The sequence below is a fragment of the Enterobacter sp. 01-M-02-SI-ECC genome (assembly GCF_047530595.1).
In the GTDB taxonomy this organism is placed as follows: Bacteria; Pseudomonadota; Gammaproteobacteria; order Enterobacterales; family Enterobacteriaceae; genus Enterobacter; species Enterobacter cloacae_M.
The window spans coordinates 42,469-67,834 of the sequence record NZ_JBLKCZ010000015.1; the positions used below are offsets into that span (position 1 = coordinate 42,469).

The following is a 25,366-nucleotide window of genomic DNA, read 5'->3' on the forward strand; positions in this document are numbered from 1 at the left end:
ATGATATCTAGATTCTGCTCATGAGGGGAGCGAGACCCAGCGAGAATTTTTTTCTGGGCAACCTCTTGGAAACTCCAAATGCGCCATAGGGTGCTTTAGTTTGCGGCGTTTGTCTTCGACTCGCCCCGCCGCTCATTCTTTCTTTTCCCTCGACCGTTGTGCTCAAAACGGTCTTTGACGGGCACCCACGCGGCACCGATCCTCGCTCTATGCGGCACGTTCCTGTGCCGCTTTTGAACGAGGAATCAGTGCAGGGAAATCGGAGGCCAGTCAATGCAAGCTCAGGGCGTACTGTTCGGGCAGATCGCCGCCGTATTCGGCATCGTGATCGCCGGCGTGTGGGGTGCAACGCAATGGACAGCCGCCGCCCTGGGCTATCAACTACGCCTTGGCTCGCCATGGTTCGACTTCTTTGGAACCCCGGTCTATCACCCTTGGCGGCTGTTCGAGTGGTGGTTCTTCTTTGATGCCTACGCGCCGCACGTCTTCGATATCGGCGGGGCCATCGCGGGTGGAAGTGGTCTGGTGGCCGTGGTGGTCGCCATCGCCATGTCGGTGTGGCGCTCGCGGCAAGCGCGCCTTGTCACCACCTACGGTTCGGCACGCTGGGCCGATGCGGAAGACATACGCAAAGCTGGGCTGATCCAGCCCGACGGGGTTTTCCTCGGGCTGCATCGCGGCCAGTACCTCCGCCATGAAGGCCCGGAACACGTCCTGACCTTCGCACCAACGCGCTCGGGCAAGGGTGTGGGCCTGGTCGTTCCCACCTTGTTGAGTTGGCCCGCATCCGTCGTCGTTCACGACATCAAAGGCGAGAACTGGACGCTCACCGCAGGCTGGCGTTCGCGGTTTAGCCACTGCCTCCTGTTCAACCCCACGGATGCGCAGTCGGCAGCCTACAACCCGCTGCTGGAAGTGAGGCGCGGCGCGCACGAAGTGCGCGACGTGCAGAACGTGGCCGACATTCTTGTCGATCCCGATGGCGCACTCGAACGCCGGAACCATTGGGAAAAGACCAGTCACGCGCTGTTGGTCGGCGCCATCCTGCATGTGCTGTACGCAGGCGAGGACAAGACGCTGCGCGGCGTCGCCAACTTCCTCAGCGACCCGGCGTGTCCGTTCGAGCTGACGCTGCACCGGATGATGACGACGAAGCACCTGGGCGATGCGCCTCACCCGGTTGTCGCATCCGCTGCCCGCGAAGTGCTTAACAAGTCGGACAACGAGCGATCGGGCGTGCTCTCCACCGCCATGTCGTTTCTCGGCCTGTACCGCGACCCGACCGTGGCCGAAGTCACATCGCGCTGCGATTGGCGCATCGCCGACCTGATTTCCGCCGAGCACCCGGTATCGCTCTATCTGGTGGTGCCGCCCTCCGACATAAGCCGCACCAAGCCGCTGATCCGGCTCATCTTGAACCAGATCGGGCGGCGGCTGACCGAATCGCTCGACGGCAGCGATGGCATCGCGCGCCGGCACAAGCTGCTGCTGATGCTGGACGAGTTTCCGGCGCTGGGCCGCCTCGATTTTTTCGAGTCCGCGCTTGCCTTCATGGCCGGGTACGGCATCCGCAGCTTTCTCATCGCTCAAAGCCTGAACCAGATCGACAAGGCGTATGGGCAGAACCATTCCATCCTCGACAACTGCCATGTCCGGGTGACTTTCGCCACCAACGACGAAAGGACGGCGAAAAGGATTTCAGAAACCCTCGGCACCGCCACCGAGCTTCGCGCGCAGCGCAACTACGCCGGCCACCGGCTCGCTCCGTGGCTGGGGCACCTGATGGTGTCGCGTCAGGAAACTGCACGGCCGCTGTTGACGCCCGGCGAGGTGATGCAGCTTCCACCTGATGACGCCGTGGTCATGGTGTCCAGCGTCGCCCCGATCCGCGCGAAGAAGCTGCGCTACTACGCCGACGCCAATTTCAAGAATCGCGTCCTGCCACCGCCCGCGCTCGTAGCCGGGAGGTACGCCGACGCGCCGCCAGCCCGCCCCGACGACTGGAGCGGCTTGGCGATCCCGGCCGTACCTGCGGCGCCGGCCTCGGCATCCGCCGATGGCCTGGGCGGCACCGATGACGGCGGCCCACGCCGCCAGCCCGAACTCTCCGAAACCGTCGCCTACGACCCCGAGCCGGACGCACATGCGAACGACCTGGCGCTGCTCGATGACGACGACCTGGCGCTGCCGCTTCCCGGCCAGCTCGACCCGGCCATGCAGCGCACGGCCCGGCTGGCTTCCCTCGACCCCAACGACGGAATCGACCTATGAGCCAATACCGCCTCAATCTTTTCATCCAGCCCGAGCACGCCCAGCGCCTGGACGAACTGGCCGCCAAGAAAGGCGTGTCCAAGTCGTCCATCGTCGCAGCGGCCTTGGCGTCCTGGCTGTCGCCCGATGCTGGCGACCAGCGCGAGGCCGCCATTGCCAAGCGGTTGGATCGACTGTCGCGGCAGACCGAACGCCTGGAGCGCGACCAGAACATCCAGATCGAAACGCTGGCGCTGTTCATCCGCTACTTCCTGACCGTCAGCACGCCGGTGCCCGAAGCCCATCAGGATGCGGCACGCGCCCAGGGCAAGGTGCGCTTCGAGCAGTTCGTCGAACAGTTGGGTCGCCACCTTCTGCGTGGCCGCAGTCTGGTGCGCGACGTGGTGGAGGAACTGCACCCCGATCCGATGCAGATGGATGACGCAGCAGCGATGGCCTCCGCCCATGAACGAACTGCGGAGCGTGCGTCATGAGTGCCGTTCCACAGATCCAGCCCGAACCTCGCTCATCCGCAGCAGCGTCCCAGGATCGCCGCATCCAGATGCTGCGCACTGCAATGGGGCCGCTGATCGCCGCTGCGCTCGAAGACCCGGATGTGGTGGAAATCATGCTCAACCCCGATCGCACCCTGTGGGTGGATCGGCTGTCGTCGGGTCGCTCGCCGCTGGGCGTGGAGATGCCCGAGGCCGATGGTGAACGCATCATCCGCCTGGTCGCCGCGCATGTCGGCGCGGAGGTGCATCGCGGCCAGCCGCTCTTGACCGCCGAGTTGCCGGAAACCGGCGAGCGTTTCGAGGGCATCCTGCCTCCGGCCGCCCCGGGGCCAGCCTTCGCGCTACGCAAGCGGGCCGTGAGCATCATCGGCCTGGATCGCTACGTGGCCGACGGCATCCTGACCGCCGGGCAGGCCGAGTTCCTGCGCCGCGCCGTGCGCGAGCGGCAGAACATCCTAATCGCCGGCGGCACCAGCACCGGCAAGACCACGCTGGCGAACGCGCTGCTGGCCGAGATCGCCGCCACAGGCGACCGCGTGCTGGTGCTCGAAGACACCATCGAGCTGCAATGCGCGGCCCGCGACCATGTGCCGCTGCGCACCCGCGCCGGCGTCGTCACCATGACCGAGCTGGTGCGGGCCACGATGCGCCTGCGGCCTGACCGCGTGATCGTCGGCGAGGTGCGCGGCGGCGAAGCCCTCGACCTCATCAAAGTGTGGGGCACCGGCCACCCCGGCGGCATTGCGACCATCCATGCCGGCTCCGCGCTGGGCGCGTTGCTGCGCCTCGAACAGTTGATTCTCGAAGTCGCTGTGAATCCGCCGCGGGCGCTGATCGCCGAGGCGGTCAACGTCGTCATCAACATCGCCGGACGCGGCCGCAAGCGCCACGTCGAAACCATCGCCCGTGTCGTCGGCTTCGACGGCACCGGCTATCGCCTGGCGGACGCACTGGAAACGCCGTTTCCCGAGCTGACGCCGGTTCCTCTCGCAGCCGACGCCGCTGCACATTCCCGTCCCCCAACCAACTTGGAGAACTGCCATGACGCACGTTGATTCTTTCCGCTTTTCCGTAAATCCGCTTCCTCGCCTGTCCGGCCTGGCGCGGCTGCGCAGCCTCACCCGCCCTGCGAGGCAGGGGCTGCTGCTGGCCGCGCTGCTGCTGTTGCTGGCCGGAACGGCGCAAGCCGCCGGTTCCTCGATGCCGTGGGAGGGGCCCTTGCAGTCGATTCTGGAGTCGATCCAGGGGCCGGTGGCACGCATCGTCGCGGTCATCATCATCATCGCCACGGGCCTGGCGCTGGCCTTCGGCGACACCAGCGGCGGCTTTCGCAAGCTGATCCAGATCGTGTTCGGGTTGAGCATCGCGTTCGCCGCTTCCTCGTTCTTCCTGTCGTTCTTCTCGTTCTCCGGCGGGGCCGTCGTATGAGTACGGCCAGCGACCTTCCAGGCTTCGAGGTGCCGCTGCATCGCTCGCTGACCGAGCCAATCCTGCTGGGCGGCGCGCCGCGCACCGTGGCAATTGCCAACGGCACGCTGGCCGCCGCCGTCGGGCTGGGCCTGCAACTGTGGATTCCCGGCGTGGTGCTCTGGATCGTCGGCCACTCGCTGGCCGTATGGGGTGCGCGCGTCGATCCGCAGTTCATGCAGGTCTTCGCGCGGCATATCAAACACCGCCCGCTTCTGGACGTGTGAGGGGAGGACGCCATGCTGAACCTTGCCGAATATCGTCAGCGCCCGGCCTTGCTTGCCGACTGGCTGCCCTGGGCCGGGCTGGTCGCGCCGGGCGTTGTGCTGAACAAAGATGGTTCGTTTCAACGCACGTTCCAGTTTCGCGGCCCCGACTTGGACAGTGCGACACAGGGCGAGCTGATTGCCACGTCGGCGCGGCAGAACAACGCGCTTCGCCGTACCGGGTCTGGCTGGGCCTTCTATATCGAGGCCGAGCGGATGCGGGCATCGAGCTATCCGCAATCCTCCTTTCCCGAACCACTGTCCTGGCTGGTGGATGAGGAGCGACGCGCGGCGTTCGAGGAGTCGGATGGCCATTTCGAGAGCGTCTATCACTTCACGTTGCAACACCTACCGCCGCAAGAGTCTCGCGCCCGTGCGGCTGGGATGCTGTACGAGAACCGGCCCACTGAGGGTGTGGACTGGCGTGGTCGGCTTGATTCCTTCGTGGCAGAGACCGATCGCGTGTTCGACCTGCTCGATGGTGTGATGCCGGAGATTGCCTGGCTGGACGATAGCCAGACGCTGACCTACCTGCATGCCACAGTCTCCACCCGGCGCTATCGCGTCGGCGTGCCCGACGTGCCGTTCCATATCGACGCACTGCTTGCCGATGCCGCGCTGGTCGGCGGCCTGGCGCCCATGCTGGGCGATCAGCACCTGCGCGTGGTGTCGGTACGAGGCTTCCCGACCTCGACCTGGCCGGGGATCTTGGACGACCTCAACCGCCTGGGCTTTGCGTATCGCTGGAGTACGCGCTTCCTGTGCCTGGACAAAGCCGAGGCGGAACGGGAATTGGGGCGCTTGCGGCGCCAATGGTTCGCCAAGCGCAAGAACGTCATCGCGCTGCTGCGCGAAACGATCTTTCAGCAGGAAAGCCCGCTGGTCGATACCGATGCCAGCAACAAGGCCGCCGACGCCGATGCCGCCTTGCAGGAGCTGGGCAGCGATCAAGTCGCCTTCGGCTACCTCACCGCCACGGTGACGGTGCTCGACGCCGACCCGGCCGTGGCCGACGAGAAGCTGCGCATGGTGGAGCGCGTCATCCAGGGCCGGGGTTTCGTGACCATCCCCGAAACCCTCAACGCAGTCGATGCCTGGCTGTCGTCCGTCCCCGGCAACGCATACGCGAACGTGCGTCAGCCCATCGTTTCGACGCTGAACCTGGCGCACATGATGCCGATGTCAGCGGTATGGGCTGGGCCGGAGAAGAACGAACACCTCGATGGCCCGCCGCTGATCGTCACCCGCACCGATGGCGCGACGCCGTTCCGGCTGGTGACGCACATCGGCGACGTGGGGCACACCCTTGTCGCCGGGCCGACCGGCATGGGCAAGTCGGTGCTGCTCGCCATCTTGGCCATGCAGTTCCGGCGCTACTTCGGCTCGCGGATCTTCGCCTTCGACATGGGCCGCTCGATGCGCGCCACCATCTTCGGCCTTGGCGGTGAGCACTATGACCTCGGCGCCGATGGCGGCATCGCCTTCCAGCCACTCGCGCGAATTGCCCACGAGGGCTACCGCACCTGGGCCGCCGAATGGGTGGAGGGCCGGCTGCTGCACGAAGGCGTGACGGTCGGCCCGGACGAGAAGGCTGCCATCTGGTCGGCGCTGAGAAGCCTTGCCGGTGCGCCGGTGGAGCAGCGCACCATGACCGGCTTGTCGGTGTTATTGCAGTTTAACGCGCTGCGCCAAGCGCTCGCGCCCTATGTGCTGGGCGGCGCACACGGCAAGCTGCTGGACGCTGACCACGACCGGCTGGGCATGGCCGACGTGCAGGGCTTCGAGATGGAAGAACTGATGCACAGCCCGGCCGCCGTGCAAGCGGTGCTGCGCTACCTGTTCGCCCGCTTCGACGAACGTTTCGACGGCGCGCCCACGCTGTTGATCCTCGATGAAGCGTGGCTGTTCCTCAATGAGCCGTCCTTCGCGGCCCGCATCCGGCAATGGCTCAAGACGCTCAGAAAAAAGAACGTCAGCGTCATCTTCGCCACGCAGTCGCTGGCCGACATCAAGGACTCGACCATCGCGCCAGCCATCATCGAAAGCTGCGCGAGCAGGATCTTCTTACCTAACCCGCAGGCCACCGAGCCGCAGATTCGAACGATCTACGAAGGCTTCGGCTTGAGCAGCCGCCAGATTGAGATCGTGGCGACCGCCCAGCCCAAGCGCGATTACTACTACCAGTCGCGCCTCGGCAATCGCCTGTTCGACCTCGACCTGGGGCCAGCCGCGCTCGCCTTCTCGGGCGCATCCACACCGCAAGACCAACGCGACATTGACCGAGTGCTGACGCAGGCCGGCGCTCCCGGCTTCGCCGGCGCGTGGCTGCGCCATCGCGGCCTCGGCTGGGCCGCCGACCTGCTGCCGTCCGCTCCGGCGGCAGCTTCCTTTCTCGCTTCTCAACCGCTGGAGGTTTCGCCATGATGACCAAGCCCCGTTTGCTCTCTGTCTCACTCGCTGCTGTGCTGTCGGTATCGCTGTTGGCCGTGCAGCCCGCATCCGCGCTGACGGTGTTCGACCCGTCCAACTTCGTGCAGAACACGCTGACCGCCGTGCGCACGCTGGAACAGATCAACAACCAGATCAACCAGCTCCAGAACGAGGCGCAGATGTTGATGAACCAGGCCAGGAACCTGGCAAATCTCGACTTCAACATCGTCAACCGCCTGCGCTCGACGCTCGCCACCACCGAGCGCCTGATCGCCGAGGCGCGCGGCTTGGCCTACGACGTGCAGAGCATGGATGCCACGTTCGCCCGCCTGTACCCGGAACAGTACGCCTCCACCATCAGCGGCGACCGCATGGCACAGGATGCCCGCGAACGCTGGCAGAACACCTTGAACGGCCTGCACACCGCGATGCGGATGCAGGCGCAGGTGTCGCAGAACCTCGCCCAAGACGAAAGCGCGCTGGCCGACCTCGTGAGCCAGAGCCAGTCGGCCACCGGCGCGCTGCAAGCGATGCAGGCGACGAACCAGCTCCTGGCTTTGCAGGCCAAGCAGTCGATCCAGGCGCAGCAGCTCCAGATCACGCAAGACCGGGCCGCTTCGCTGGAACTGGCGCGGCAAGCGGCGGCTATGGAGCGCGCCCGCGAAGTGCGGCGGCGCTTCCTCGGCACCGGCACGCCGTACACGCCGCAGTCCGTCAACTTCTACAACAACTGACCGGAGGCGGCCATGCGATGCGCTTCCGTCCTGCTGGCCGTGCTGCTGACCGCGTGCGGCCAGCAGCCGGCCGAGAACCTGGCCGACGCCCTGGCCGCAGATCCGGTGCGGCTCAAGGCGTTGCGCGGGCAATGCGCGGTCGACCGGCAGGCCATGGGCGAGGATGCCTGCCGCGCCGCCGCCGAAGCCTTCCGGCGGCGCTTCTTCGCCGGCCATACCGGGCCGGATGAATACAACTCGCTGGCTGAACTCCCGCCGATTCCGCCGAGCTTCGATACGCCCGCAGATGAATTGCCAGAGGGCGCCGTTCCGCTCACTCCGCCCGAGGATTCGCCATGAACGACGTGACCATCATCGACCGTTTCCTCGATACGTTCTCGCGCTACATCGACTCGGGCTTCGGCTTATTGCAGGGCGAAGTGGCATTTCTCACCGCCACGCTCATCGTCATCGACATGACGATCGCTGGCCTGTATTGGGCCATGAGCCACGCCACCGGCCAGGGCGACGACGTGATCGCCAAGCTGCTGCGCAAGGTGCTCTATGTCGGCGCGTTCGCCTACATCATCGGCAACTTCAACTGGCTGGCGAGCATCGTGTTCCGCTCGTTCGCCGGCTTGGGAATCACCGCTACCGGCTCGGCCATCACGATGGAGAACTTTCTTCAGCCGGGCCGGCTGGCGAAGACCGGCATCGACGCAGCCGCGCCGATTCTGGAACAGATCGGGGACATGGCTGGGTTCCCCGAGGTGTTCGTGAACATCGACCCTATCGTGGTTCTGTTCATCGCCTGGCTGGTGGTGATCCTCTGCTTCTTCGTGCTGGCCGTACAGCTTTTCATCACGCTGATCGAGTTCAAACTGACTACGCTCGCCGGCTTCGTCTTGATCCCGTTTGCACTCTGGAACAAGACCTCGTTCCTCGCGGAAAAGGTGCTAGGCAACGTGGTGTCGTCAGGCATCAAGGTCTTGGTGCTGGCCGTCATCGTCGGCATTGGTTCCGGGCTGTTTGCCGAGTTCCAGGTACATCCCGACGAACCATCAATCGACCACGCGCTGGTCGTGATGCTGGCCTCGCTCGCGCTGCTGGCGCTGGGCATTTTCGGCCCCGGTATCGCCACCGGCCTGGTGTCCGGTGCGCCACAGCTTGGTGCGGGCGCGATGGCTGGTGCTGCGGTCGGGGCTGTCGGCACCGGCGTTGCCATCGGAGCCGCCGCAACGGGAGTGGGCGGCGCCGTCATGGCTGGGGCACGAATGGCCCCGGCGGCCGCAAAGCTGGCCGGTGCCGGCGCGCGTGCCGCGACTTCGGCGGCCGGCAGTGCCCGATCGGCGTTCCAGGCCGGTTCCGCTGCGGCCGGCGGCGGTGCCAAGGGCGCGGCGGCTGGCCTCGGCAATGTCGCCAAGACCGGCGCACAAGCCGCAGGCCGCAGCGTCACCTCTGGTGCTTCCGCTGTTGGGCAGAAGGTGGCCGACTCCTTCCGCGCTGGCTGGAACGGCACAGAAGCCGGCAGCGACGGTGCTGGCCGCGGCCAGACCGCAGACGGCACCGCAGGCTCGCAGAAGCAAGAGCAACCGGCCTGGGCCAAGCGGATGCACCGCCGCCAGCAGGCTACCCATGCCGCGACCACTGCCGCCCACACGCTGCGCGGGGGCGACGGCGGCGGCTCCGGGCAAGGCCCGAGCCTGCGGGATTCCGATACCTAACCTTCAAGGAGAACACCCATGCGATTCAAACGACCGCAGGTGCGCTACGCCGATACGCCGCAGCCTGCCACCCCGTATCAAGCCGCCGCCCAGGTGTGGGACGACCGTATCGGCTCCGCCCGCGTGCAGGCGAAGAATTGGCGCCTGATGGCCTTCGGCTGTCTAGTGCTCGCGCTGTTGATGGCCGGCGGCCTGGTGTGGCGCTCGGCGCAGTCCATCGTGACGCCCTATGTCATCGAGGTCGATCAGGCCGGGCAGGTGCGCGCTGTAGGTAAGGCCGCTACGCCGTATCGGCCCGGCGACGCGCAGATCGCGCACCACCTGGCGCGCTTCGTGACGCTGGTTCGCTCGCTGTCCATCGACCCCATCGTGGTGCGGCAGAACTGGCTCGATGCCTACGACTACACCACCGACAAGGGCGCGGCGGTGCTCAACGACTACGCCCGCACCAATGACCCATTCGCCCGCATCGGCAAGGAATCGGTAACGGTGCAAATCACCAGCGTGGTTCGCGCCAGCGACACGTCTTTCAACGTGCGCTGGACAGAGCAGCGCTATGTCAACGGTGCGCCCGCCGGCACCGAACGCTGGAACGCCGTGCTTTCGACCGTCCTGCAAACCCCGCGTACTGAACAGCGCTTGCGCAAGAACCCATTGGGTATCTACGTCAACGGCCTGTCATGGAGCCGCGAACTGGATTCTTCCGAAGGAGCCAAACCATGAAACTTCGTTTCTGCCTTTACGTTTTTCCTTTGACGCTGCTGGCCCTCGCGGGCTGCGCCTCGCAGGGCAAGCCGCCGCCGTCCATCTCGCTCGACGAGCCGGTGCTGGCCCAGCCATTGCCCGAACCGCCCAAGCCCGTCGAAGTCGTCGCCGTCCCTGAACCGCTGGCGCTGCCGGCGCAGTTGAAGCCGCTGCCGGAACTCGATGAGGCCCCCGTTGCGCCGGAGCCGGCCGACGAAAAGGTGCGCGTTTCCCGTGCCAATGCAGAAGCGCGTATCGCGCCTACCCGTGAGGGCTACGTCAACGCGATTCAGGTGTGGCCGTTCACCGATGGCGCGCTTTATCAGGTCTATGCGTCGCCGGGGCGCGTGACGGTGGTTTCGCTTCAACCGGGCGAGGAACTGGTGACGGTCGCCGCCGGCGATACCGTGCGCTGGATCGTGGGCGACACGTCCAGCGGCGGCGGGGCCGATCTGCGCGTCAATGTGCTGGTCAAGCCCATCCGTTCCGGCCTGAAAACCAATCTCGTCATCACCACCAGTCGGCGCACCTACCTGCTGGAGCTGACCTCGACCGAGAAGGCATGGATGGCGTCGGTATCCTGGGACTACCCGAAAGACCGGATGCTCGCGTTGCAGCGCCAGGCGCAGGCTGCGCAGGCGACAACGCCTGTCGATACGGGCCTGTCGCTGGACAAGATCCGCTTCCGCTACGCGGTATCGGGCAGCAACCCGCCGTGGAAGCCGCTACGCGCCTTCGATGATGGAGAGAAGGTCTATATCCAGTTTCCGGCGGGCATCGCCCAGGGCGAGTTGCCGCCGCTGTTTGTCATCGGCGCGCAGGGCGACGGGCAATTGGTGAACTACCGTTTCCGCGCGCCGTACTACGTCGTGGATCGCCTGTTCGGCGCGGCCGAACTGCGGCTGGGCGGCGACGGCGGCGACGTGGTGCGGATCGAGCGCACCGATGGCGTTGCGCGGAGGAACTGACCATGAGCCAGGATGACACTCCCGACCTTGCCGCGCCGCAGGCGGCGGGCAAGATCGCTCCCGAGGCGGTCGCGCTTCGCGCCCAGCCGCGCCCGGTCACGCGCCTGAATCGGCGCACGCTGGCCATCCTCGCCGGCGTCCTGGCGGTGGCCGTGCTCGGCGCGGTGATGTGGTCGCTGCAACCTCAGCGGCGCGGTGCGGGCGAGCAGACCGAGCTTTACAACGTCGATCGTGTCTCGAAGTCTGAAGGACTGGATGCGCTGCCGACGGACTACTCCAAGCTGCCGCCGGCGTTGCCGCCTGCCGTTCCCGAACTGGGGCCGCCGCTGCCGGGCGATCTTGGCCCGGCCATTGTGAAGTCGCAGCAGCCGGTGACGGCCGCCTACGCGGCCCCCGGCCCCGACCCGAACGATGCTCTGCGCAAAGAAGCCGAAGCGGCCGCGGCCTCGTCCGTGTTCTTCCGCTCGGGAGGGCAGAATGCGGCGCCGGTGGCGCAGACACAGGTGGCCGCTGCGCCGGGCTTCGCCGCCAATGCGGTGTTTGACCCGCTGGCGGCCGGGCCGGTCTCCACGGCGGCCCAGCCTGCTGACCCGACAGCGGTGCAAAACCGGCAAGACCATAAAGAGGCTTTCTTGAAAGGTGGCTCCACTGAAACCCGTAATTCCGGCAATCTGACCCTGCCAACTTCGCCGTATCAGGTCATGGCCGGAACGGTGGTCGCAGGTGCCTTGGTGACGGGGATTAAGTCGGACTTGCCCGGCGACGTGATCGCCACGGTGACGGAGCCGGTCTATGACACAGCCTCCGGGCGCTTCCTGCTGATTCCGCAGGGTTCGCGCATCCTGGGCAAATACAACAGCCAGGTCAGCTACGGGCAGAGCCGCGTTCAAGTCGTCTGGAACCGGATCATCCTGCCGGACACGTCTTCGCTCACGCTCGACAACCTGGCCGGCACCGACCCAGCCGGCTATGCCGGGCTGGAGGACGATGTGGACTACCACTGGGGCCGCATCTTTGCCGGTGCGGCACTCACCACGCTGCTGGGCGTCGGTGCCGAGCTGGCCGCGCCGGAGAACCGGCAGGATGGTGATCGCGTCATCATCGCTGGGCGCGACAGCGCGCAGGACAGCATCAATCAGGTCGGCCAGGAGATGACCCGGCGCAACCTCAACATCCAGCCGACCTTAACGCAACGGCCGGGCCTGCCGGTTCGCATCATCGTCAACCGGGATCTGGTGCTGCGGCGGTACCAGCCGCTGTTCTTCAACCGGGGGACTTCACGATGAGCACGACCAAGAAGCTGCGGCTCGGCCCGCTGCCGAAGACCGAGAGCACCAAGCTGACTTTCGTTTGCCCGACCAGCTTGAAAGCCGACCTCGACCGCTACGCCGCGCTACACGCGCAGGCGTATGGCGAGGCCGTTGATGCGGCGACGCTGATCCCGCATATGCTGGAAGCGTTCATGGCGGGGGATCGAGGATTCAGGAAGGGCACGGCGACCCGCAGCACACCACCGAAGCCGCCATGATTGCACCGCATGCTATTCAACGGCATCCATCGAACGCGCAGCCCAGGCTGCGCGTTCTTCATTCTGGATGCCGCCGAGCCTGTTGGGCTATGATGATGCGACAGGCCCGCCGTTCCTCGGCAATCCAGCACTACACAGTGCGATGCGGCTTTCTCTCCCAACGCTCCTATGTCGCTCCTAGCCGACAACGCCGCTCTTCTTCTAAGCGGCCCCGAAAGGAGCTAACCTACTGTCCCATATACGGTTTCAAGTCCTTCTTGATTTGCGCGAAAGACTTGACACCGGCACTTTTTTGTTGCCCGGAACCTGTTCATAAGCAGGTACCGCAATGCTAAAATGGCTGTAAATAAAAACAGTGTATTCAGGTGGACACAATGAATAGCCAGCCAGTAACCAGACGGTTTGCAGACAACGATCTCCATCAACAATTGTCTACGGTTAAAGTTAATGACAAGCAACTGATGCGCCTCATCCGCTATTTTTCTCACCTGAAATACCATACGGCTAAGACGTATCTCCATTGGCTGCGTTCCTGGAATGAGTGGTATCAGGCAAATGCAGGAAAGGAGGTGAACGAAGATTGGCCCGCCAGCTCTCTCCCGGTGACTGAAACTCCACTGCTGGCCTATTTAGACCATCTTCAGAAGTCACTGTCACGAAGCAGTATTAAAGGGTGCCTGCATGCCCTGAACAGTATCCAAAGGAAAGCACTCGATCAGCCTGGGATCATCACATCTGAAGTGGGTTATATTCTTGCGGCCCTCGAACAGGCTGAAGCCCGAAAGCAGAAAGTTACCCGCCAGGCTACGCCATTCATGGTGACGGATCTAAAGGCATTGATTAAAGCACACAGTACGACGCAGTCGGTGCGCAAACTCCGCGACCTTTGCCTAATTTGGACAGGGTTTGAAACACTGCTTCGCTCAGCGGAGATCAGGCGAATTCGGATGGAAGACCTTGTGCTGGATGAAAAGACCGGCAGCTTTACCTTGACGGTATACCGGACAAAATCCACTGTCAGTACCCTGCTCACCTATCATCTGACCCCTAACCTCACAGCCACACTGAGAAGGCTGATGGGTATGGTCGGAAGGGATCAATACAGCCATCCGAAGGACTATCTCTTTCAGGCCGTTAACTTTCAGGATAACGGATATATGCCACCTGAATGGGGTTTACGAAGCCAGGGTAACGAAATCAATGCGCTGCTGAGAAACCATAACATGCCCTATCTGCCTACCCGAACCCCGCTCGGGGGAAATGGCGAACCCATTCCCGTCGAGGATGAGGGTATGCTTAGTAAGAACACGCTACTCCGGGCCTTTGAAGCGCTTTGGGAAGAGCTTCATCCGCAGGAAACGGGCACCCGATGCTGGACCGGTCACAGCGTCCGCGTAGGCGGTGCCATCGAACTTGCTCATGCCGGGTATACGCTCTTGCAGATCATGGAGATGGGTAACTGGAGCAACGCGGAGATGGTTTCACGCTATATCCGTAACATTGAAGCTGGTAAAAAAGCGATGACGCAATTCATGCGCGGAGCGCTGGATGAGTAGCGCCCATGCGGGCGCTGCTGAGGGTTATTTCTTACGGAAAGGATTAAACCGGTTCAGATCCTGAAGGGCGTCTTTCGGCGGCAGCATACCTGTGCGTTTCATTTTATAAACGCCGTTAAGCTTCATAGTTTGCACACCCAAGTTTAACAGTGCCACCAGCTTAAGCGTATACAGAAACGTGAATGCCGGGGCCATCTGGATAAAAATAAACAACAAACCGGCACACATCACCCTCAGCCACGCCGCATATTCCATGCTCAGCGGTCGCTTAAAATAATGGATTTCCAGTAATCCCACCGCCTTGTTACTGATCCACACCGCTGCCAGTGAGAGTAACAACACGATGCACACCATAATGCCCAGTTCCATGATCCTCACTCCCCGTCGTTTTTATATTTTGTGTTTCTGATTTGCCTGCTTTGGTTTTGTTTTTCGCCTTCTTTTTGGGTTTGATATGGTGGAACAGGAAACAATCCACCAGCACCCAGCCATTGGCATACCGGGCCAACAGCAATTTCTGCCCCGGATAATGAGCATGAAAAAGCATTTTCACATCGGCGGTATTCATGATCTGTTGCTTACGCTTCAGCTCCTCCTCAGGCATCTCATATTCCTGAATAAATGGTGATGACAACCGCTGGCGAAGCATACGAATAGCGCTGGCATTTTCATCGTGTTTAGCCAGACGGCCAAAACGCACAAGCGCCTTATGAGACACCTGGACAGGTCCCAGATGGGAATCAACCAGTTCATACTGCCAGAAATATCGCAGATCCACTTTCACCCAGCTGATACTGTCTTCCTGTGCAGCTTTCATTATGGTTCCCGACATCGGGACCATTGTCAGTTTGGTCAGACGTATGTGAATATAATCAGCCAGGGTCCTGAGGGACTCCGGTACATTATTGTTCAGCAGAAGCTGCTGAAGCCCCGGGGTCGACGTCTGCCAGCTCAGGTTGCGGCCGTCAGGTAAAAATTCAAAGTTTTGATCCGCTGGCGCCGATTTCGCATTGTTTTCCTTCCTCATGAGAAAGTAATGGCCACACAGTAACTCGGACCGTACCTTATCCTCTCCCGGGTCATGTCGGGCTTTACTGAGATCCACCGTCAATACAACACGGTTAATAGCGTCCTCGTGGTATTTTTTCACCCAGACACAGACACGATAAAGTCTCTCATCGAGCTTCTGGCTGGTAGTGGAGATCCATTGCATGCTTTTCTCCTCAGACCTTACTCATAATGAAAATGCCAAGATCCGCACCGGGTACAAGCTCCGTGTAGCTATGGTTGATCCTTCGTGCATTTGACGGTGCGTCATCCGACGCAGGCACCCAGTTCTGAAGACCTTTAAATGCTGGCTTTTGTCCAACAGCGAAAATGGGCAGTGAGGCTTTCACCACCTTGTAATCCGTCTCGGCGTATTTGCTACTTCCACGCTCCGTGCCTTCAGGACGGTATGAGAACAGATGCGCGATCGGAACCGGGAAGGTATTGGTCCGACAAAGACGTAACGCATCCCCGTCTTGTAGGACCTTTCTTTCAAGTAATGCCTTCGCCCTATCGATGTTCGCAACCACTGTCAGGTCAGTGGTCGCTGGCGATTTGACCGCTGCCGTACGACGCTTATCCAGCATCGCGATGAGCTCACTGGCGTTGGTTTTTACCTGGTTCCGGTTTAGTCGCCAGCAAAAAGTAACTTTTTTAAGCCGTGCCTCCACAAACATAATTTTGCGAGTAGACGCCACTGTCACAAGGCCGGGAAGTTTACGGTGAACTTCCTCAAAGCGGATGTGTTTCTGATCATTTACCCTTTTCATAGCTGAGGCAAAGTCAGTTTTGGCGTCGTTGATATCGCGAATAATTCTGCTCAGCAGTTCGGCACCCTCAGGAACAATAATCAGCCCCGGATATTTGGTCGTTACTTTCGTTGAATTCCTGCTGAGTACATCGATGTCATCGATACAAAAATCCTGAAATACACGGATAATGTCATCTACAGAGGCATCAGAAATAGTACTCACCTCAATTGGGGTAACCTCTTTCAGCCGCTCTTCGTGGCGCGTGACGGCCCCCACAGTCATCAGTTCCGCCATCACCGGCTGATGGTTATTCAGAAAGGCTCTGAGCTGTTCAATTCGCTCCAGAATCCGATCACGGTAGAAAGGTAAATTTTCACTGGACATTCATCACTCCGGTTTCAATAAAACAGCGCAACACCGTTACATCCTCAACCACTTCTGAAGATGCGATACGCAGCCGGTAGCTGTACTTTTCCAACACCTTCCGCAGTTCATCGGAATTGCCTGTTGTATAAAGGGGCAGAGGTTCAGCCTGCTGGCCGTCATGCCTGAAACAACGATTAAGGTCGGACAAAAGGCCAAAACTGACAGGCCTGTGTTGCAGATTGATACGCTGCCAGTCCAGCGGTACACCGAACTTCACCCACCAGCCCAGTCCAATAAGTTCATTTCGTATACTCTGCACATTACCCAAATCCGATACTGTAACATCCGGGATAACGCCATTACCTTCCACCAGCAAATGCATCACGCTCTTAAAATCAGGCTGACGACACTTTCTGGCTTGCTTCAGAATGGTTCGGATCGAACGCAAACACTGACGAGAATGCAAATTACGACGTTCAGCCGAACTAAGCCATCTGTTGATGAGTTCATTCGAATACGCCACCGGGCATTCCCCGAGGCCTGACCTTCCGTTTTCACGGACATACAACAGACAGGAGGTAGCTGCACTCACTACAGCGTCATATTTTTCATTCATGTTTACCCCCGTTAATATCAGAAATCTGGTTATCCGGAGTCAGGAACAAAGGCTGATAATGCAAGCGCCACGGATAATGTACCGTTAGGCCATCCGTGCCAATACGGTTCAGCCTGTAGCGGCCGTTCATTCGATCAACAGACCAAATGCCGGTAACTACAGGACGGCTCCACCGACAAACCGGTAAACCTCCGAGCTGAAGGGTATTCACCAGCCCTTTATCAATCTCGGTCACGCGTACCTTCAACAAGAAGCATAACCAGGGAGAGCACCAGATAAACAGCCAGACGGGCGCTAGGACAAACTTGTTTAGCAAATGCCCTGTCATCAACATCGCAGATAACAGCATAAAACTGATGATCAACCAAAAAACCATCCATCCTAACCAGGCTCGTGTCTCACAAAGTTTCCATTCCAACAGGTAAAGTCGCTTTTTCATCCAGAGCCCCCGGAACTCAGTGAATGACTGAGGTGTGCTGCATCAAAATAGGTGTGCGTGGCAAGATCTCGTTTCGCCACAGCTCTTGCGCTGACGTCCATCCATGGAGAATTCCGTTGCCACAGTGTGAATTGAACGCCATTACCTCATCATTTAGCTGATAGACAAGCCTGTCTGGCATCTCAAGGTACTCAGGCAGAGAAAGCAGTACGCCGTGGATCATTTCGCCAGTCAGCCTGGATAACGTCTCTTCTTCGTCGAGATTTACTGTTGGCATTGCAGATAGTGGGATAGAGAAACAGCAGAGATCCATACCCACAGCGTCATAACCAACATCAAAACCATCATCATTAAGCACAAATCGAAAGATAGCCTCAGGTGCCTGACCCAACTCGGGCATCGGTGCTTCAGGCACCTCTGTGCCGGTAAAATATTTTTCGGTCCAGTTGCTAAAGGGACTGGTAAACATCCAACAGAGCAGCGACAACGCAATGTCCGTTTTGAGTACTCGTTTCGTGCCAGACGCTCCAAAAGGATGAAGATTGCTTTTCATGATTTACCTGTAGATTGCTTTATTTACAGCTATTTAAACACATTCCGGATTTTCCCCAATAGGTTGCAAAACGCTAAAATTCGCAGATGCTGGTCCCCTTCTGTTTTAGTCGATGCTCAAGATAGATGCTGGCCAGATCGAGAGGATGATTTTCTTCGAGGCATGCCCGAACGAGATCTTCAGTTGATACAGATTCCAGTCCCCGGGTTTCAAGAATTTCTTTCGCCGTCGTCAGCGCCCGGGAGGCACTTCGACTTAACTGAATTTTCACCTGAGAACTGCTTTCACACAGGGTGTCAGCTGGTACGGTCTGTGAATCGGTATTGTACATAGGGGTATCACTCCATATCAGGGATCGAATGAAAATTGACTGCAAGAGACGTCTCTGGTTCACCGTTTTCCACAGTGCTTAGCCAGGTTCGGGCAGGAAGTTGTTGCTCACAGAGAAGCAGGTAACCTTCGCCCATAAGATGCTTTTGTCCCAATGCATGCAGTAGATCCCCTGAATATGGACCCAGAGCAGTTTGGGTATAAAACAACGCGCCTGCGGGTATTTTTTTAGACAACATGCTCATTAATACGATCTTCTCGTCCTCATTTTCGGGTAAAACGAGGATTATCCTGAACCCCTTGTTAACGTGTGATTGCAGACCTGCAACCAGCGACCGAAACCTGAGCGCATAAATGACCATCCTGAATCGGGTCATTAACAGTGTTGTAGCAGCAAAAATAACGACGACTGAGCCGAATTTTGACCGGTAAAACCACCAGTTCAGGCCACCGGCCACAATCAAAACAACCAGAAGCACAATGCTTCCGTAAAAAAATGCAGCCGGGAAACGGGTTCTTTTTCCTTCGAGGAGCGCCGACGCCATTATTACGCCCGTGATGCAGTACACAACCCAGTCATAGAACGATTCAGTCATCATTAGGTGCTTGTGTCTCGTATTGTTATAAAATCGGACGCCTGCCTTTATAAAGCCCTCAGCAATCGTGTCCCATACAGCCATAGACTTCGCTAAAATTGTCGCAACTGTCTGTTGTCACAAAGAGTTCCCCACGGCCTAAACGACGCTGTAGATCGGCCTTTACTTCAGCTGCCGGTTTGAGAAAAAGATACTCCAGCTGTGAGTCACTTCCCGAAGAAAGCAGCAACTCAATACTGAAATCAACATGCCGATAAGAGAACTGGCTTTGGTCGTGGGAAAAGACCGAGTTCACAGGGATATTGCTCAGACTTATGGTGGCAGGCATAGTCACTCCTTTGTTTTAAACAGTATACAAATCTCTATCGTTCCATTTTTCGGATAAGAGACCTATTTTCGCGAAACTAAAACAAAGTAAGTAAATTTTATTTATGCAGTCTCCAGCATGTAGACTGATTGCGGCCGGAAACGGAAACACGTGTCAAAAAATTGAAACTAACCGGAGCAGGAAAGGAAGCAGCAGAAAGAGTGTCATTTTGGATTGGAGTTGATGCGGAAGGTAACGGATGGTTTATGAAGAGCTGTGACCGGAGAGCAATGCAGTTAATCATATCGGTCAATGAGTACGTTGAAATATAGCGGATTAAAGAACAGATTTGAGGAATAAAAAAAGGCACGGATAACCGTGCCTTCTTGGGAGTATAAAAAACTGAAGATATAAAACTATCTTCAGCACTCATGCCGCAACGGAGACTTTAACCTCTGTAGCGGGGATGAGTTTACGTAATGTGGAGAATACTTCATAAATTAGATCCTGACGGTCATGGATTTTAACCCGGCCACCAGTCAATTCAGATACATTCACCCCTTGGTAAAGTTCATTAACGACTTCACCATCTTGATCAAGGACTCGAACATGAGCAACCATATGAAAGTAAGATTTTGCAGCATAACTTTCATAAATATCAATAATCGATTCATTATTACGACGTAAAACTACTTTGCCGGACGGCAGCGTTGTTTCATCCATATAACAATCGGTTAATTGATCGTCGAAATCGTCCTCTTGAAGTGAAATATGCAGACTCAGTTCGTCGGTAATTCGACGTGAATATGAATACTCACTAAATGTATAAGCGGCCATGCTTATATCACTGAAAGTGCGATAAGCATCATGAAGACCGGATGTTATTTCATCTGATACATAGTTGATAAGCCCAATAAAATGCGTATTCCAGAATTGTTCCAGTGCAAAACGGGCGATTAAAACCTGTCCATCAACTTCCATCAGTTTTTTGTATTCTTCACGATCATAGCCACCAGGTTGTGTGCTATCCGCAGAAAGACTTAGGATATCACAACAGACATCATCGTATTCAAAGCGGCTAGTCGCGTAGTGTTTACCAGAGATATCCAGATACTGACCGGAAACTTGGTCGAAGACCTCAAGGAAGTAAACCAGGCGCTTCTTGAGGGTATTAGCATCCAGTCCATCCAGTTGAGTAGCATTAAGCGTTTCCGCATAATGGTCCACAGACTGTCTTAATTCACTGGCTGATATACTGCAAGAAAAAGAAACCTCGTCGCCCTGGCAGTGAGAGACATTGATATGAATCTCTGTCTCATCAAAATCAATGCCAATGTCTGCCAGTACTGCACGAACGTAGTTTTGATTATCAGTATAATTAGTCATTTTCACTTCCTCAGGAAAATTGAAAGGAAGTGCCCCATAGGGGAGCAACTTCCCCAGTGGGTGGATAAAAATATGTTTTTCTAAATCATTCTATCCTGCCAGTTAAACAGGAAAGTGAACGCAATCATTTAGTCGAACAAAGTTACTTTTTACGATGAGGTGAGAATGAGGACCGGTTAAACACCGTCCCGAAACTCTTCAATCGCTTCATGGATCAACGCTGCTCTGTCACAGATTTGTACTCGGCCACAAGGTCCCACAGAAGAGAAGGTTCCGTGCGAGGATTCACACTTAACACTCCCATCACTGCCAGTGAAACGAACGTTCATCATAACCGGCACATCGTGTCCGGAACTTACGCAGGTATAAAGACGAATGAGTTTTTCATCATCGCAATACGCCCCCGTCGTGCCTTCAGACTCATTGAAACCAATGTAAAGATCAGGCATGCAAGCCGGGTATTCATCAGTGTTCAGCTCAAGATGCAACATCAGTTCATGATTTACACGACGGTGATATTGATATTGACCTAAACTATGAAATGAATTTTTAACAGACTTGATAACCTGAAGAGAATTAAATAGACACTCTGTTATTTTTTTCTCAAACTCATAGATAAAGTCGCCAAAATCAGAATGGAAAAATTGCTTCAGTGCATACCGGGCAATAAGAACTTTCCCGTCAACACTCATTCTATTCTGATAAATTTCCTTTCTGAGACCTTTCTGAAATTCATCATATTCAGGCAACGATTCTGAGGCCGCCAATATTGATGTTGCTATATCGAAAAATTTCATAGTGCTATGCGCATTATGATAACCACGAATTGTTATTTTCTGAAACCCAGACTTTTCATATACTTTAAAAAGGTATTTGATTTTATTCCGGAGAACTTCGGTTTCAGAATACGGCGCTTTATGTTTTATCAACTCTTCGATATATGAATCAAGATAGAATAACAAATCATCAGTCGCCACTTCTGCTTTGAATGAGAGTTGTTCAAAGAAATTAGACTTATCAAACAGTTTAATATCCTGTTGAATTACTGTCAGACCAAGTTGTTTTTTAAGCATGGCGCTAACAAAATTTATATCATCGTTTTCATTAAACATATCTACTTCCTCTTGAAAGAATAAAGGAAGCATCCCCTAAAGGGATTGAGCTTCCCTTAGGGTTATTTATTAATTACATGTAAAGCAGATCATCCGAATGCTCTGGAGCATACGAATTGATTTGCTTAAGCGAGTTATTTATAGCCTTTCTGTACAGCGATGAAGAATGCGATTGAACCATTTTGTACTCAGTGACGAGAAGAGGTGAAGTAAAGCAACCTAGATTCGCGTCGAGAGTTAAAGGGCCATCGTTGCAAGATTCAATAACAGCGTAAATGCGCCGCTTCATCACCCTACCCGACAGGTAACGATTAACATGGTTCAGGAACTTGTCAGCCCCAGAAATACTACTCACATCCCAGTTGGCAGAAATTATCTGGTCTGCAACTGAAACGGGTACCGGTTCAACTACTATCTGAGTATTGATTTGATGGTCAACACTGAAGAACCTGGTTAACACTTGTGGAACTGAACTTTCCGCAACCTTTTCTGTAACTGCGAAAATAAGCGGAAGAACCTGAGATAAGCGTGACCGTAACTGGCCATGAAGATGGCTGATGAAATTGTGACCGTTTTCAACCATACCAAGGATTAAATCCTTGTCTGCATTGCTGGAACGATAATAGACATAGTCCAGTTTTTCACGGTTCACACCTTCATTCAGCCAGTCTGGCTCAACATCAACAAGACGCAGGTGAGCTGCTGACACTGAAACCTCAAACTGCAAGGTTTCAAGAGTGACCGGCCCAGCCTTCAACAACGCAGCTCCTGAGCAATATTGTGCAACAGGATGGTTATCCACGTCAGGGCCCCATAAAGGCTCCCAGTCGCGCAGATAACGCATTAAATGCGGTTTTAAAGTCCGGACTGGAATATCAACCTTCACAACAAGACTCTGAATGACTCCGGTTTCCAGATTGACACTTTGGATCGCAGCACCTTCAAAACCCATCTTCACCAGCATCGCTTCAATTAATTTATAAATAGCTTTCATTTTATTGCCCTCGGTTAAGAGGGAATTCTCCCCAAGGGAAGAGTTCCCTCAGGGATTAGATAAGTTGAAAATAAGTTTTAATACCCGTAACGAATAGCGTGTTGTCTTTCTTGAAGGTAGGCTTCGTATTCATCTTTTCCGGATGCGAAGCACTCTTTAACAAAGACACCGCAAAACATTTTAAGATCATCTCTGGCATGCATTTCTTTATCTGACATGACTTTAGCATAATCAGACGTGTCGATATCCGCTAAGCGCCAACCGTACTTCATGTAAACACGATTACTGTGGGCAAAGCCTTTAAGATAGCGGCGTGCATTTTTGATGATCTGACGACTACCAGACATGTCGGATGACAAAAAGTCAGGTGCGATCATCGTTTCCAGAATATCAACTGGCAACCCCTTACAAAATATTTGAACATTATAACTATTGTAACAGTCATGATATTTAAAGTCCTTTATAAGACGGTCAGGTTGGTCAGTTGTTATCTTATTTAAAACATCAAGTGCTAAACGAATACCTTCCTTCATAGTTTCATGTAATTCTACATTCACAAATGAAAAGAAGGGACTCAGTCCTTCTTTGTACGTGAGATAGTCTTCACCAAAACGTCCATGTCGAGTTAAATGCAGCAATCGTTGCTTGTTATATTCACTATCAGTCACGTCGTAACTACCACCGCGCTGTAGAGTGAATCCTTCCTTGACAGTAACCGGGAATCTAATATGGTCAATAAAGAAAGACCGATTCTGCTTATTTTTCACTACATCTAACTGACGTTTAACACAATCCGTAATGTTCTGGTCTTCGAACCCAGGGAACGGGATATCTAAAAATATTGAACTGTATGCGTTAGCATACGAATGAAGAAAATCAAATGAAACATCGGCGTCACAGCGTATACCAGTAAATTTACCGTCACAACCAGTTAAGCAGATAACATTGCTGACCTTCACAGCGTGATTGCGTGACATCAGAAATGCATTAATGATTTTCTCGATAATTTTCATGTAATCCTCTCGTTATAAAAAGGGATTACGCCCATCAGGGGAGTAATCCCCAGATGGGTAGTGTTAATCAGAAATCAGAAAGACCTAAATCTTTATTTCGCCCTGATATCGTGGAAGATATAAGACGATTTACTCGTTTCTGTATACTGTATTCAGACGTCTCACTTATAAAAAGTGGTAATGACTTACCAAGAGACTGTCCATTTCGATAATAGTGACAGACTATATAACCATGTCTCCACCCTGTACTGATATAAGACTTAACACATTTGATAAAACCCGAAGCTGCCGCTTCTGTTCGTAAAGAGGTAAATGATTTCAGATACCGGTCCATTGAACATAGTGCAATAGCTTTAAGAGTTACCTCCAGCATTTCATTCCCGTACTTCACTCTCTTAATTAACTGATCTTCATTACGGTGCAAGAATGCATTCCGCAGTCCGGCAATCAGTATTAAAACTTCTCTGAGTAAAGTACAGAGTCTATTACGCACATATCTCATGAAGTCATCAAAATATAAAAGCCAGAAACAAGCAGCCTGGCTAATCAAGAGATCATGGGAACAAGCTAGCATCTTAGCCAGCTCGATATCTTCGGAACGAAGAGAAAAGTTACTTTCCTCAAACCGTTGTTGCTTTGAATTACACGTATAGAGTTCTATCCATACAGAGATAAATTCAAGCGATTCCATGTCTTCGCAGAGCAATTCAGCACTGCTGATACACTGCTGAAGTTCAAGGCCGATATCATACGATACCGGACAATCTTTCAGAGTCTCGACATAGTCAGGGACGAACCGCGATAAATGCGTTGTTTTCAGGTACAGGCTGAGATGCACTTGTGTCAAAGGATTTACAAGAGACTGTACAGGCATCTCAGTAATGGAAACCGGTACAACACCATCCTTTATCAGAACTGCATTGACAAGATCTGTAGCTAATTTCATAAGGCCTCCAGGTTAAATGCTGAGGGCCCCCCCGATGGGATTGGCCATCAGGGATGTAGTTAAAATATGTGATATGTTTATGCGCAAAGAGCTATGACATTGTCGATATAACTGACAAGAGATGGTCGCTCATCCTTTACTGCAAAATGACGAAGTCCATCCAGATTATATGCCGGTAGAAAATCGGCATAACCACGGGTACGAAGATCATCAACCACAAGTTTTAAATAATCAAATCTTCCAAGAGAACCTCTCAATGGGGGCCTTCCCGGTTTGGACAAAACTTCTAAAGCTTGTTGCCACGTGATATCTTCCGCTTTTCCTGTAGCAAGATTAAAATGCACATAAATGAATGCTTTATAATCTCCACGACAGGTAAGATAGTAATTCGGAAAAAAATATTTATCACAGCGTAACAAACATGTACCTGAAGGGCGAATTACATACAACAGGTTTTTGTCCTTATCTATTATGCTGTGTTTTAAAATCGTAAGGTCAACTTCACTATCATGAAGATAATAGCATGATGATGGTTGCTCAACGATACGAGATGAAATCACAGCAGCAAACTTATTAAATAAGTCTTGATTTTCAGTTTTCATAACAATGCTCTCTTATATTAAACGATGAGCATCACCCTAACGGTAATACTCCCGTCAGGGGTTTTGAGTTATATGGATATACCACGTCATACAACCGACCGTAGCCAGATGTACCGCACATTTATTTAACTGAGCAAGCATCTCAG

28 protein-coding genes and 1 pseudogene are annotated in these 25,366 nt (G+C 55.5%); 14 read left to right on the forward strand and 15 right to left on the reverse strand.

What is annotated here, in order from left to right:
• The first annotated feature begins 273 nt into the window (after positions 1 to 273).
• From ACMWLG_RS17665 to ACMWLG_RS17730, 14 genes and pseudogenes are all read left to right on the forward strand, one after another.
• Positions 274 to 2,271: a conjugal transfer protein TraG gene (locus ACMWLG_RS17665; RefSeq protein WP_016487822.1), complete on the forward strand. Its 1,998-nt coding sequence runs from the start codon at positions 274 to 276 to the stop codon at positions 2,269 to 2,271.
• Positions 2,268 to 2,744, forward strand: coding sequence for a CopG family transcriptional regulator (locus ACMWLG_RS17670; protein ID WP_006378865.1), 477 nt, complete (start codon positions 2,268 to 2,270; stop codon positions 2,742 to 2,744). The genes ACMWLG_RS17665 and ACMWLG_RS17670 overlap by 4 nt, the downstream gene beginning before the upstream one ends.
• A pseudogene (gene trbB / locus ACMWLG_RS17675) lies at positions 2,741 to 3,810 on the forward strand (P-type conjugative transfer ATPase TrbB). The gene ACMWLG_RS17670 and the pseudogene trbB overlap by 4 nt, the downstream one beginning before the upstream one ends.
• Complete coding sequence (locus ACMWLG_RS17680) at positions 3,807 to 4,193, forward strand: TrbC/VirB2 family protein (RefSeq protein WP_006378803.1); 387 nt, start codon at positions 3,807 to 3,809, stop codon at positions 4,191 to 4,193. The pseudogene trbB and the gene ACMWLG_RS17680 overlap by 4 nt, the downstream one beginning before the upstream one ends.
• Positions 4,190 to 4,459, forward strand: coding sequence for a VirB3 family type IV secretion system protein (locus ACMWLG_RS17685; protein WP_006378802.1), 270 nt, complete (start codon positions 4,190 to 4,192; stop codon positions 4,457 to 4,459). Before ACMWLG_RS17680 ends, ACMWLG_RS17685 begins: the two co-directional genes overlap by 4 nt.
• Positions 4,460 to 4,471: 12 nt before the next feature.
• The gene (gene trbE / locus ACMWLG_RS17690) at positions 4,472 to 6,922 is read left to right on the forward strand and encodes a conjugal transfer protein TrbE (protein ID WP_414763012.1); all 2,451 of its coding nucleotides are present in this window, start codon (positions 4,472 to 4,474) and stop codon (positions 6,920 to 6,922) included.
• Positions 6,919 to 7,662 (forward strand): P-type conjugative transfer protein TrbJ, encoded by a 744-nt coding sequence (gene trbJ, locus ACMWLG_RS17695; RefSeq protein WP_006378800.1) that lies wholly within the window; start codon positions 6,919 to 6,921, stop codon positions 7,660 to 7,662. The genes trbE and trbJ overlap by 4 nt, the downstream gene beginning before the upstream one ends.
• Before the next feature lie 12 nt (positions 7,663 to 7,674).
• Entirely contained in the window at positions 7,675 to 8,001 is a 327-nt protein-coding gene (locus ACMWLG_RS17700; protein WP_006378798.1) for a hypothetical protein, read from the forward strand.
• Positions 7,998 to 9,365 carry a P-type conjugative transfer protein TrbL gene (gene trbL / locus ACMWLG_RS17705; protein WP_006378795.1) on the forward strand — a complete coding sequence of 456 codons (1,368 nt, stop codon included), beginning with the start codon at positions 7,998 to 8,000 and terminating at the stop codon, positions 9,363 to 9,365. Before ACMWLG_RS17700 ends, trbL begins: the two co-directional genes overlap by 4 nt.
• Positions 9,366 to 9,383: 18 nt before the next feature.
• The gene (gene trbF / locus ACMWLG_RS17710; protein ID WP_006378793.1) at positions 9,384 to 10,088 is read left to right on the forward strand and encodes a conjugal transfer protein TrbF; all 705 of its coding nucleotides are present in this window, start codon (positions 9,384 to 9,386) and stop codon (positions 10,086 to 10,088) included.
• Complete coding sequence (gene trbG / locus ACMWLG_RS17715) at positions 10,085 to 11,077, forward strand: P-type conjugative transfer protein TrbG (RefSeq protein ID WP_016487821.1); 993 nt, start codon at positions 10,085 to 10,087, stop codon at positions 11,075 to 11,077. The genes trbF and trbG overlap by 4 nt, the downstream gene beginning before the upstream one ends.
• 2 nt (positions 11,078 to 11,079) lie before the next feature.
• Entirely contained in the window at positions 11,080 to 12,363 is a 1,284-nt protein-coding gene (locus ACMWLG_RS17720) for a TrbI/VirB10 family protein (protein WP_414763013.1), read from the forward strand.
• Positions 12,360 to 12,605, forward strand: coding sequence for a DUF2274 domain-containing protein (locus ACMWLG_RS17725; RefSeq protein WP_006378741.1), 246 nt, complete (start codon positions 12,360 to 12,362; stop codon positions 12,603 to 12,605). The genes ACMWLG_RS17720 and ACMWLG_RS17725 overlap by 4 nt, the downstream gene beginning before the upstream one ends.
• 374 nt (positions 12,606 to 12,979) lie before the next feature.
• On the forward strand, positions 12,980 to 14,161 hold the full coding sequence (locus tag ACMWLG_RS17730) for a tyrosine-type recombinase/integrase (protein WP_015063151.1): 1,182 nt from the start codon (positions 12,980 to 12,982) through the stop codon (positions 14,159 to 14,161).
• A gap of 24 nt (positions 14,162 to 14,185) precedes the next feature.
• Here the strand turns inward: ACMWLG_RS17730 and ACMWLG_RS17735 are convergent, their stop codons facing one another.
• The 15 genes from ACMWLG_RS17735 to ACMWLG_RS17805 form a co-directional block, all read right to left on the reverse strand.
• On the reverse strand, positions 14,186 to 14,530 hold the full coding sequence (locus tag ACMWLG_RS17735; RefSeq protein WP_015063150.1) for a hypothetical protein: 345 nt from the start codon (positions 14,528 to 14,530) through the stop codon (positions 14,186 to 14,188).
• Positions 14,466 to 15,374 carry a hypothetical protein gene (locus ACMWLG_RS17740; protein ID WP_022652181.1) on the reverse strand — a complete coding sequence of 303 codons (909 nt, stop codon included), beginning with the start codon at positions 15,372 to 15,374 and terminating at the stop codon, positions 14,466 to 14,468. The genes ACMWLG_RS17735 and ACMWLG_RS17740 overlap by 65 nt, the downstream gene beginning before the upstream one ends.
• A gap of 10 nt (positions 15,375 to 15,384) precedes the next feature.
• Complete coding sequence (locus ACMWLG_RS17745) at positions 15,385 to 16,344, reverse strand: DNA replication terminus site-binding protein (RefSeq protein WP_022652180.1); 960 nt, start codon at positions 16,342 to 16,344, stop codon at positions 15,385 to 15,387.
• Positions 16,334 to 16,942 (reverse strand): hypothetical protein, encoded by a 609-nt coding sequence (locus ACMWLG_RS17750; RefSeq protein WP_015063147.1) that lies wholly within the window; start codon positions 16,940 to 16,942, stop codon positions 16,334 to 16,336. Before ACMWLG_RS17750 ends, ACMWLG_RS17745 begins: the two co-directional genes overlap by 11 nt.
• Complete coding sequence (locus ACMWLG_RS17755; RefSeq protein WP_414763014.1) at positions 16,935 to 17,381, reverse strand: hypothetical protein; 447 nt, start codon at positions 17,379 to 17,381, stop codon at positions 16,935 to 16,937. The genes ACMWLG_RS17750 and ACMWLG_RS17755 overlap by 8 nt, the downstream gene beginning before the upstream one ends.
• Before the next feature lie 16 nt (positions 17,382 to 17,397).
• A complete protein-coding gene (locus ACMWLG_RS17760; RefSeq protein ID WP_015063145.1) occupies positions 17,398 to 17,934 on the reverse strand; it encodes a hypothetical protein in 537 nt (178 codons plus the stop codon).
• 73 nt (positions 17,935 to 18,007) lie between these two features.
• The gene (locus ACMWLG_RS17765) at positions 18,008 to 18,265 is read right to left on the reverse strand and encodes a hypothetical protein (protein ID WP_015063144.1); all 258 of its coding nucleotides are present in this window, start codon (positions 18,263 to 18,265) and stop codon (positions 18,008 to 18,010) included.
• Positions 18,266 to 18,272: 7 nt separating this feature from the next.
• Positions 18,273 to 18,809 (reverse strand): hypothetical protein, encoded by a 537-nt coding sequence (locus ACMWLG_RS17770; protein WP_223203164.1) that lies wholly within the window; start codon positions 18,807 to 18,809, stop codon positions 18,273 to 18,275.
• A 109-nt stretch (positions 18,810 to 18,918) separates the two neighbouring features.
• Positions 18,919 to 19,188: a hypothetical protein gene (locus ACMWLG_RS17775; protein WP_015063142.1), complete on the reverse strand. Its 270-nt coding sequence runs from the start codon at positions 19,186 to 19,188 to the stop codon at positions 18,919 to 18,921.
• A gap of 408 nt (positions 19,189 to 19,596) precedes the next feature.
• Positions 19,597 to 20,553, reverse strand: a complete 957-nt coding sequence (locus ACMWLG_RS17780; protein ID WP_022652178.1) for a hypothetical protein — start codon at positions 20,551 to 20,553, stop codon at positions 19,597 to 19,599.
• A 176-nt stretch (positions 20,554 to 20,729) separates the two neighbouring features.
• On the reverse strand, positions 20,730 to 21,665 hold the full coding sequence (locus ACMWLG_RS17785) for a hypothetical protein (protein WP_022652177.1): 936 nt from the start codon (positions 21,663 to 21,665) through the stop codon (positions 20,730 to 20,732).
• Between the two features lie 73 nt (positions 21,666 to 21,738).
• Positions 21,739 to 22,659: a hypothetical protein gene (locus ACMWLG_RS17790; protein WP_022652176.1), complete on the reverse strand. Its 921-nt coding sequence runs from the start codon at positions 22,657 to 22,659 to the stop codon at positions 21,739 to 21,741.
• A gap of 77 nt (positions 22,660 to 22,736) precedes the next feature.
• The gene (locus tag ACMWLG_RS17795) at positions 22,737 to 23,672 is read right to left on the reverse strand and encodes a hypothetical protein (protein WP_015063138.1); all 936 of its coding nucleotides are present in this window, start codon (positions 23,670 to 23,672) and stop codon (positions 22,737 to 22,739) included.
• A 67-nt stretch (positions 23,673 to 23,739) separates the two neighbouring features.
• Entirely contained in the window at positions 23,740 to 24,618 is an 879-nt protein-coding gene (locus ACMWLG_RS17800) for a hypothetical protein (protein ID WP_015063137.1), read from the reverse strand.
• Positions 24,619 to 24,695: 77 nt separating this feature from the next.
• The gene (locus tag ACMWLG_RS17805) at positions 24,696 to 25,220 is read right to left on the reverse strand and encodes a hypothetical protein (RefSeq protein WP_022652175.1); all 525 of its coding nucleotides are present in this window, start codon (positions 25,218 to 25,220) and stop codon (positions 24,696 to 24,698) included.
• Positions 25,221 to 25,366: the final 146 nt, after the last annotated feature.

Bases quoted from the DNA above. Each gene is read 5' to 3' on its own strand.
- ACMWLG_RS17665 (WP_016487822.1), top strand. From the start codon at position 274: ATGCAAGCTCAGGGCGTACTGTTCGGGCAGATCGCCGCCGTATTCGGC.
- ACMWLG_RS17670 (WP_006378865.1), top strand. From the start codon at position 2,268: ATGAGCCAATACCGCCTCAATCTTTTCATCCAGCCCGAGCACGCCCAG.
- ACMWLG_RS17680 (WP_006378803.1), top strand. From the start codon at position 3,807: ATGACGCACGTTGATTCTTTCCGCTTTTCCGTAAATCCGCTTCCTCGC.
- ACMWLG_RS17685 (WP_006378802.1), top strand. From the start codon at position 4,190: ATGAGTACGGCCAGCGACCTTCCAGGCTTCGAGGTGCCGCTGCATCGC.
- trbE (WP_414763012.1), top strand. From the start codon at position 4,472: ATGCTGAACCTTGCCGAATATCGTCAGCGCCCGGCCTTGCTTGCCGAC.
- trbJ (WP_006378800.1), top strand. From the start codon at position 6,919: ATGATGACCAAGCCCCGTTTGCTCTCTGTCTCACTCGCTGCTGTGCTG.
- ACMWLG_RS17700 (WP_006378798.1), top strand. From the start codon at position 7,675: ATGCGATGCGCTTCCGTCCTGCTGGCCGTGCTGCTGACCGCGTGCGGC.
- trbL (WP_006378795.1), top strand. From the start codon at position 7,998: ATGAACGACGTGACCATCATCGACCGTTTCCTCGATACGTTCTCGCGC.
- trbF (WP_006378793.1), top strand. From the start codon at position 9,384: ATGCGATTCAAACGACCGCAGGTGCGCTACGCCGATACGCCGCAGCCT.
- trbG (WP_016487821.1), top strand. From the start codon at position 10,085: ATGAAACTTCGTTTCTGCCTTTACGTTTTTCCTTTGACGCTGCTGGCC.
- ACMWLG_RS17720 (WP_414763013.1), top strand. From the start codon at position 11,080: ATGAGCCAGGATGACACTCCCGACCTTGCCGCGCCGCAGGCGGCGGGC.
- ACMWLG_RS17725 (WP_006378741.1), top strand. From the start codon at position 12,360: ATGAGCACGACCAAGAAGCTGCGGCTCGGCCCGCTGCCGAAGACCGAG.
- ACMWLG_RS17730 (WP_015063151.1), top strand. From the start codon at position 12,980: ATGAATAGCCAGCCAGTAACCAGACGGTTTGCAGACAACGATCTCCAT.
- ACMWLG_RS17735 (WP_015063150.1), bottom strand. From the start codon at position 14,530: ATGGAACTGGGCATTATGGTGTGCATCGTGTTGTTACTCTCACTGGCA.
- ACMWLG_RS17740 (WP_022652181.1), bottom strand. From the start codon at position 15,374: ATGCAATGGATCTCCACTACCAGCCAGAAGCTCGATGAGAGACTTTAT.
- ACMWLG_RS17745 (WP_022652180.1), bottom strand. From the start codon at position 16,344: ATGTCCAGTGAAAATTTACCTTTCTACCGTGATCGGATTCTGGAGCGA.
- ACMWLG_RS17750 (WP_015063147.1), bottom strand. From the start codon at position 16,942: ATGAATGAAAAATATGACGCTGTAGTGAGTGCAGCTACCTCCTGTCTG.
- ACMWLG_RS17755 (WP_414763014.1), bottom strand. From the start codon at position 17,381: ATGAAAAAGCGACTTTACCTGTTGGAATGGAAACTTTGTGAGACACGA.
- ACMWLG_RS17760 (WP_015063145.1), bottom strand. From the start codon at position 17,934: ATGAAAAGCAATCTTCATCCTTTTGGAGCGTCTGGCACGAAACGAGTA.
- ACMWLG_RS17765 (WP_015063144.1), bottom strand. From the start codon at position 18,265: ATGTACAATACCGATTCACAGACCGTACCAGCTGACACCCTGTGTGAA.
- ACMWLG_RS17770 (WP_223203164.1), bottom strand. From the start codon at position 18,809: ATGGCGTCGGCGCTCCTCGAAGGAAAAAGAACCCGTTTCCCGGCTGCA.
- ACMWLG_RS17775 (WP_015063142.1), bottom strand. From the start codon at position 19,188: ATGCCTGCCACCATAAGTCTGAGCAATATCCCTGTGAACTCGGTCTTT.
- ACMWLG_RS17780 (WP_022652178.1), bottom strand. From the start codon at position 20,553: ATGACTAATTATACTGATAATCAAAACTACGTTCGTGCAGTACTGGCA.
- ACMWLG_RS17785 (WP_022652177.1), bottom strand. From the start codon at position 21,665: ATGTTTAATGAAAACGATGATATAAATTTTGTTAGCGCCATGCTTAAA.
- ACMWLG_RS17790 (WP_022652176.1), bottom strand. From the start codon at position 22,659: ATGAAAGCTATTTATAAATTAATTGAAGCGATGCTGGTGAAGATGGGT.
- ACMWLG_RS17795 (WP_015063138.1), bottom strand. From the start codon at position 23,672: ATGAAAATTATCGAGAAAATCATTAATGCATTTCTGATGTCACGCAAT.
- ACMWLG_RS17800 (WP_015063137.1), bottom strand. From the start codon at position 24,618: ATGAAATTAGCTACAGATCTTGTCAATGCAGTTCTGATAAAGGATGGT.
- ACMWLG_RS17805 (WP_022652175.1), bottom strand. From the start codon at position 25,220: ATGAAAACTGAAAATCAAGACTTATTTAATAAGTTTGCTGCTGTGATT.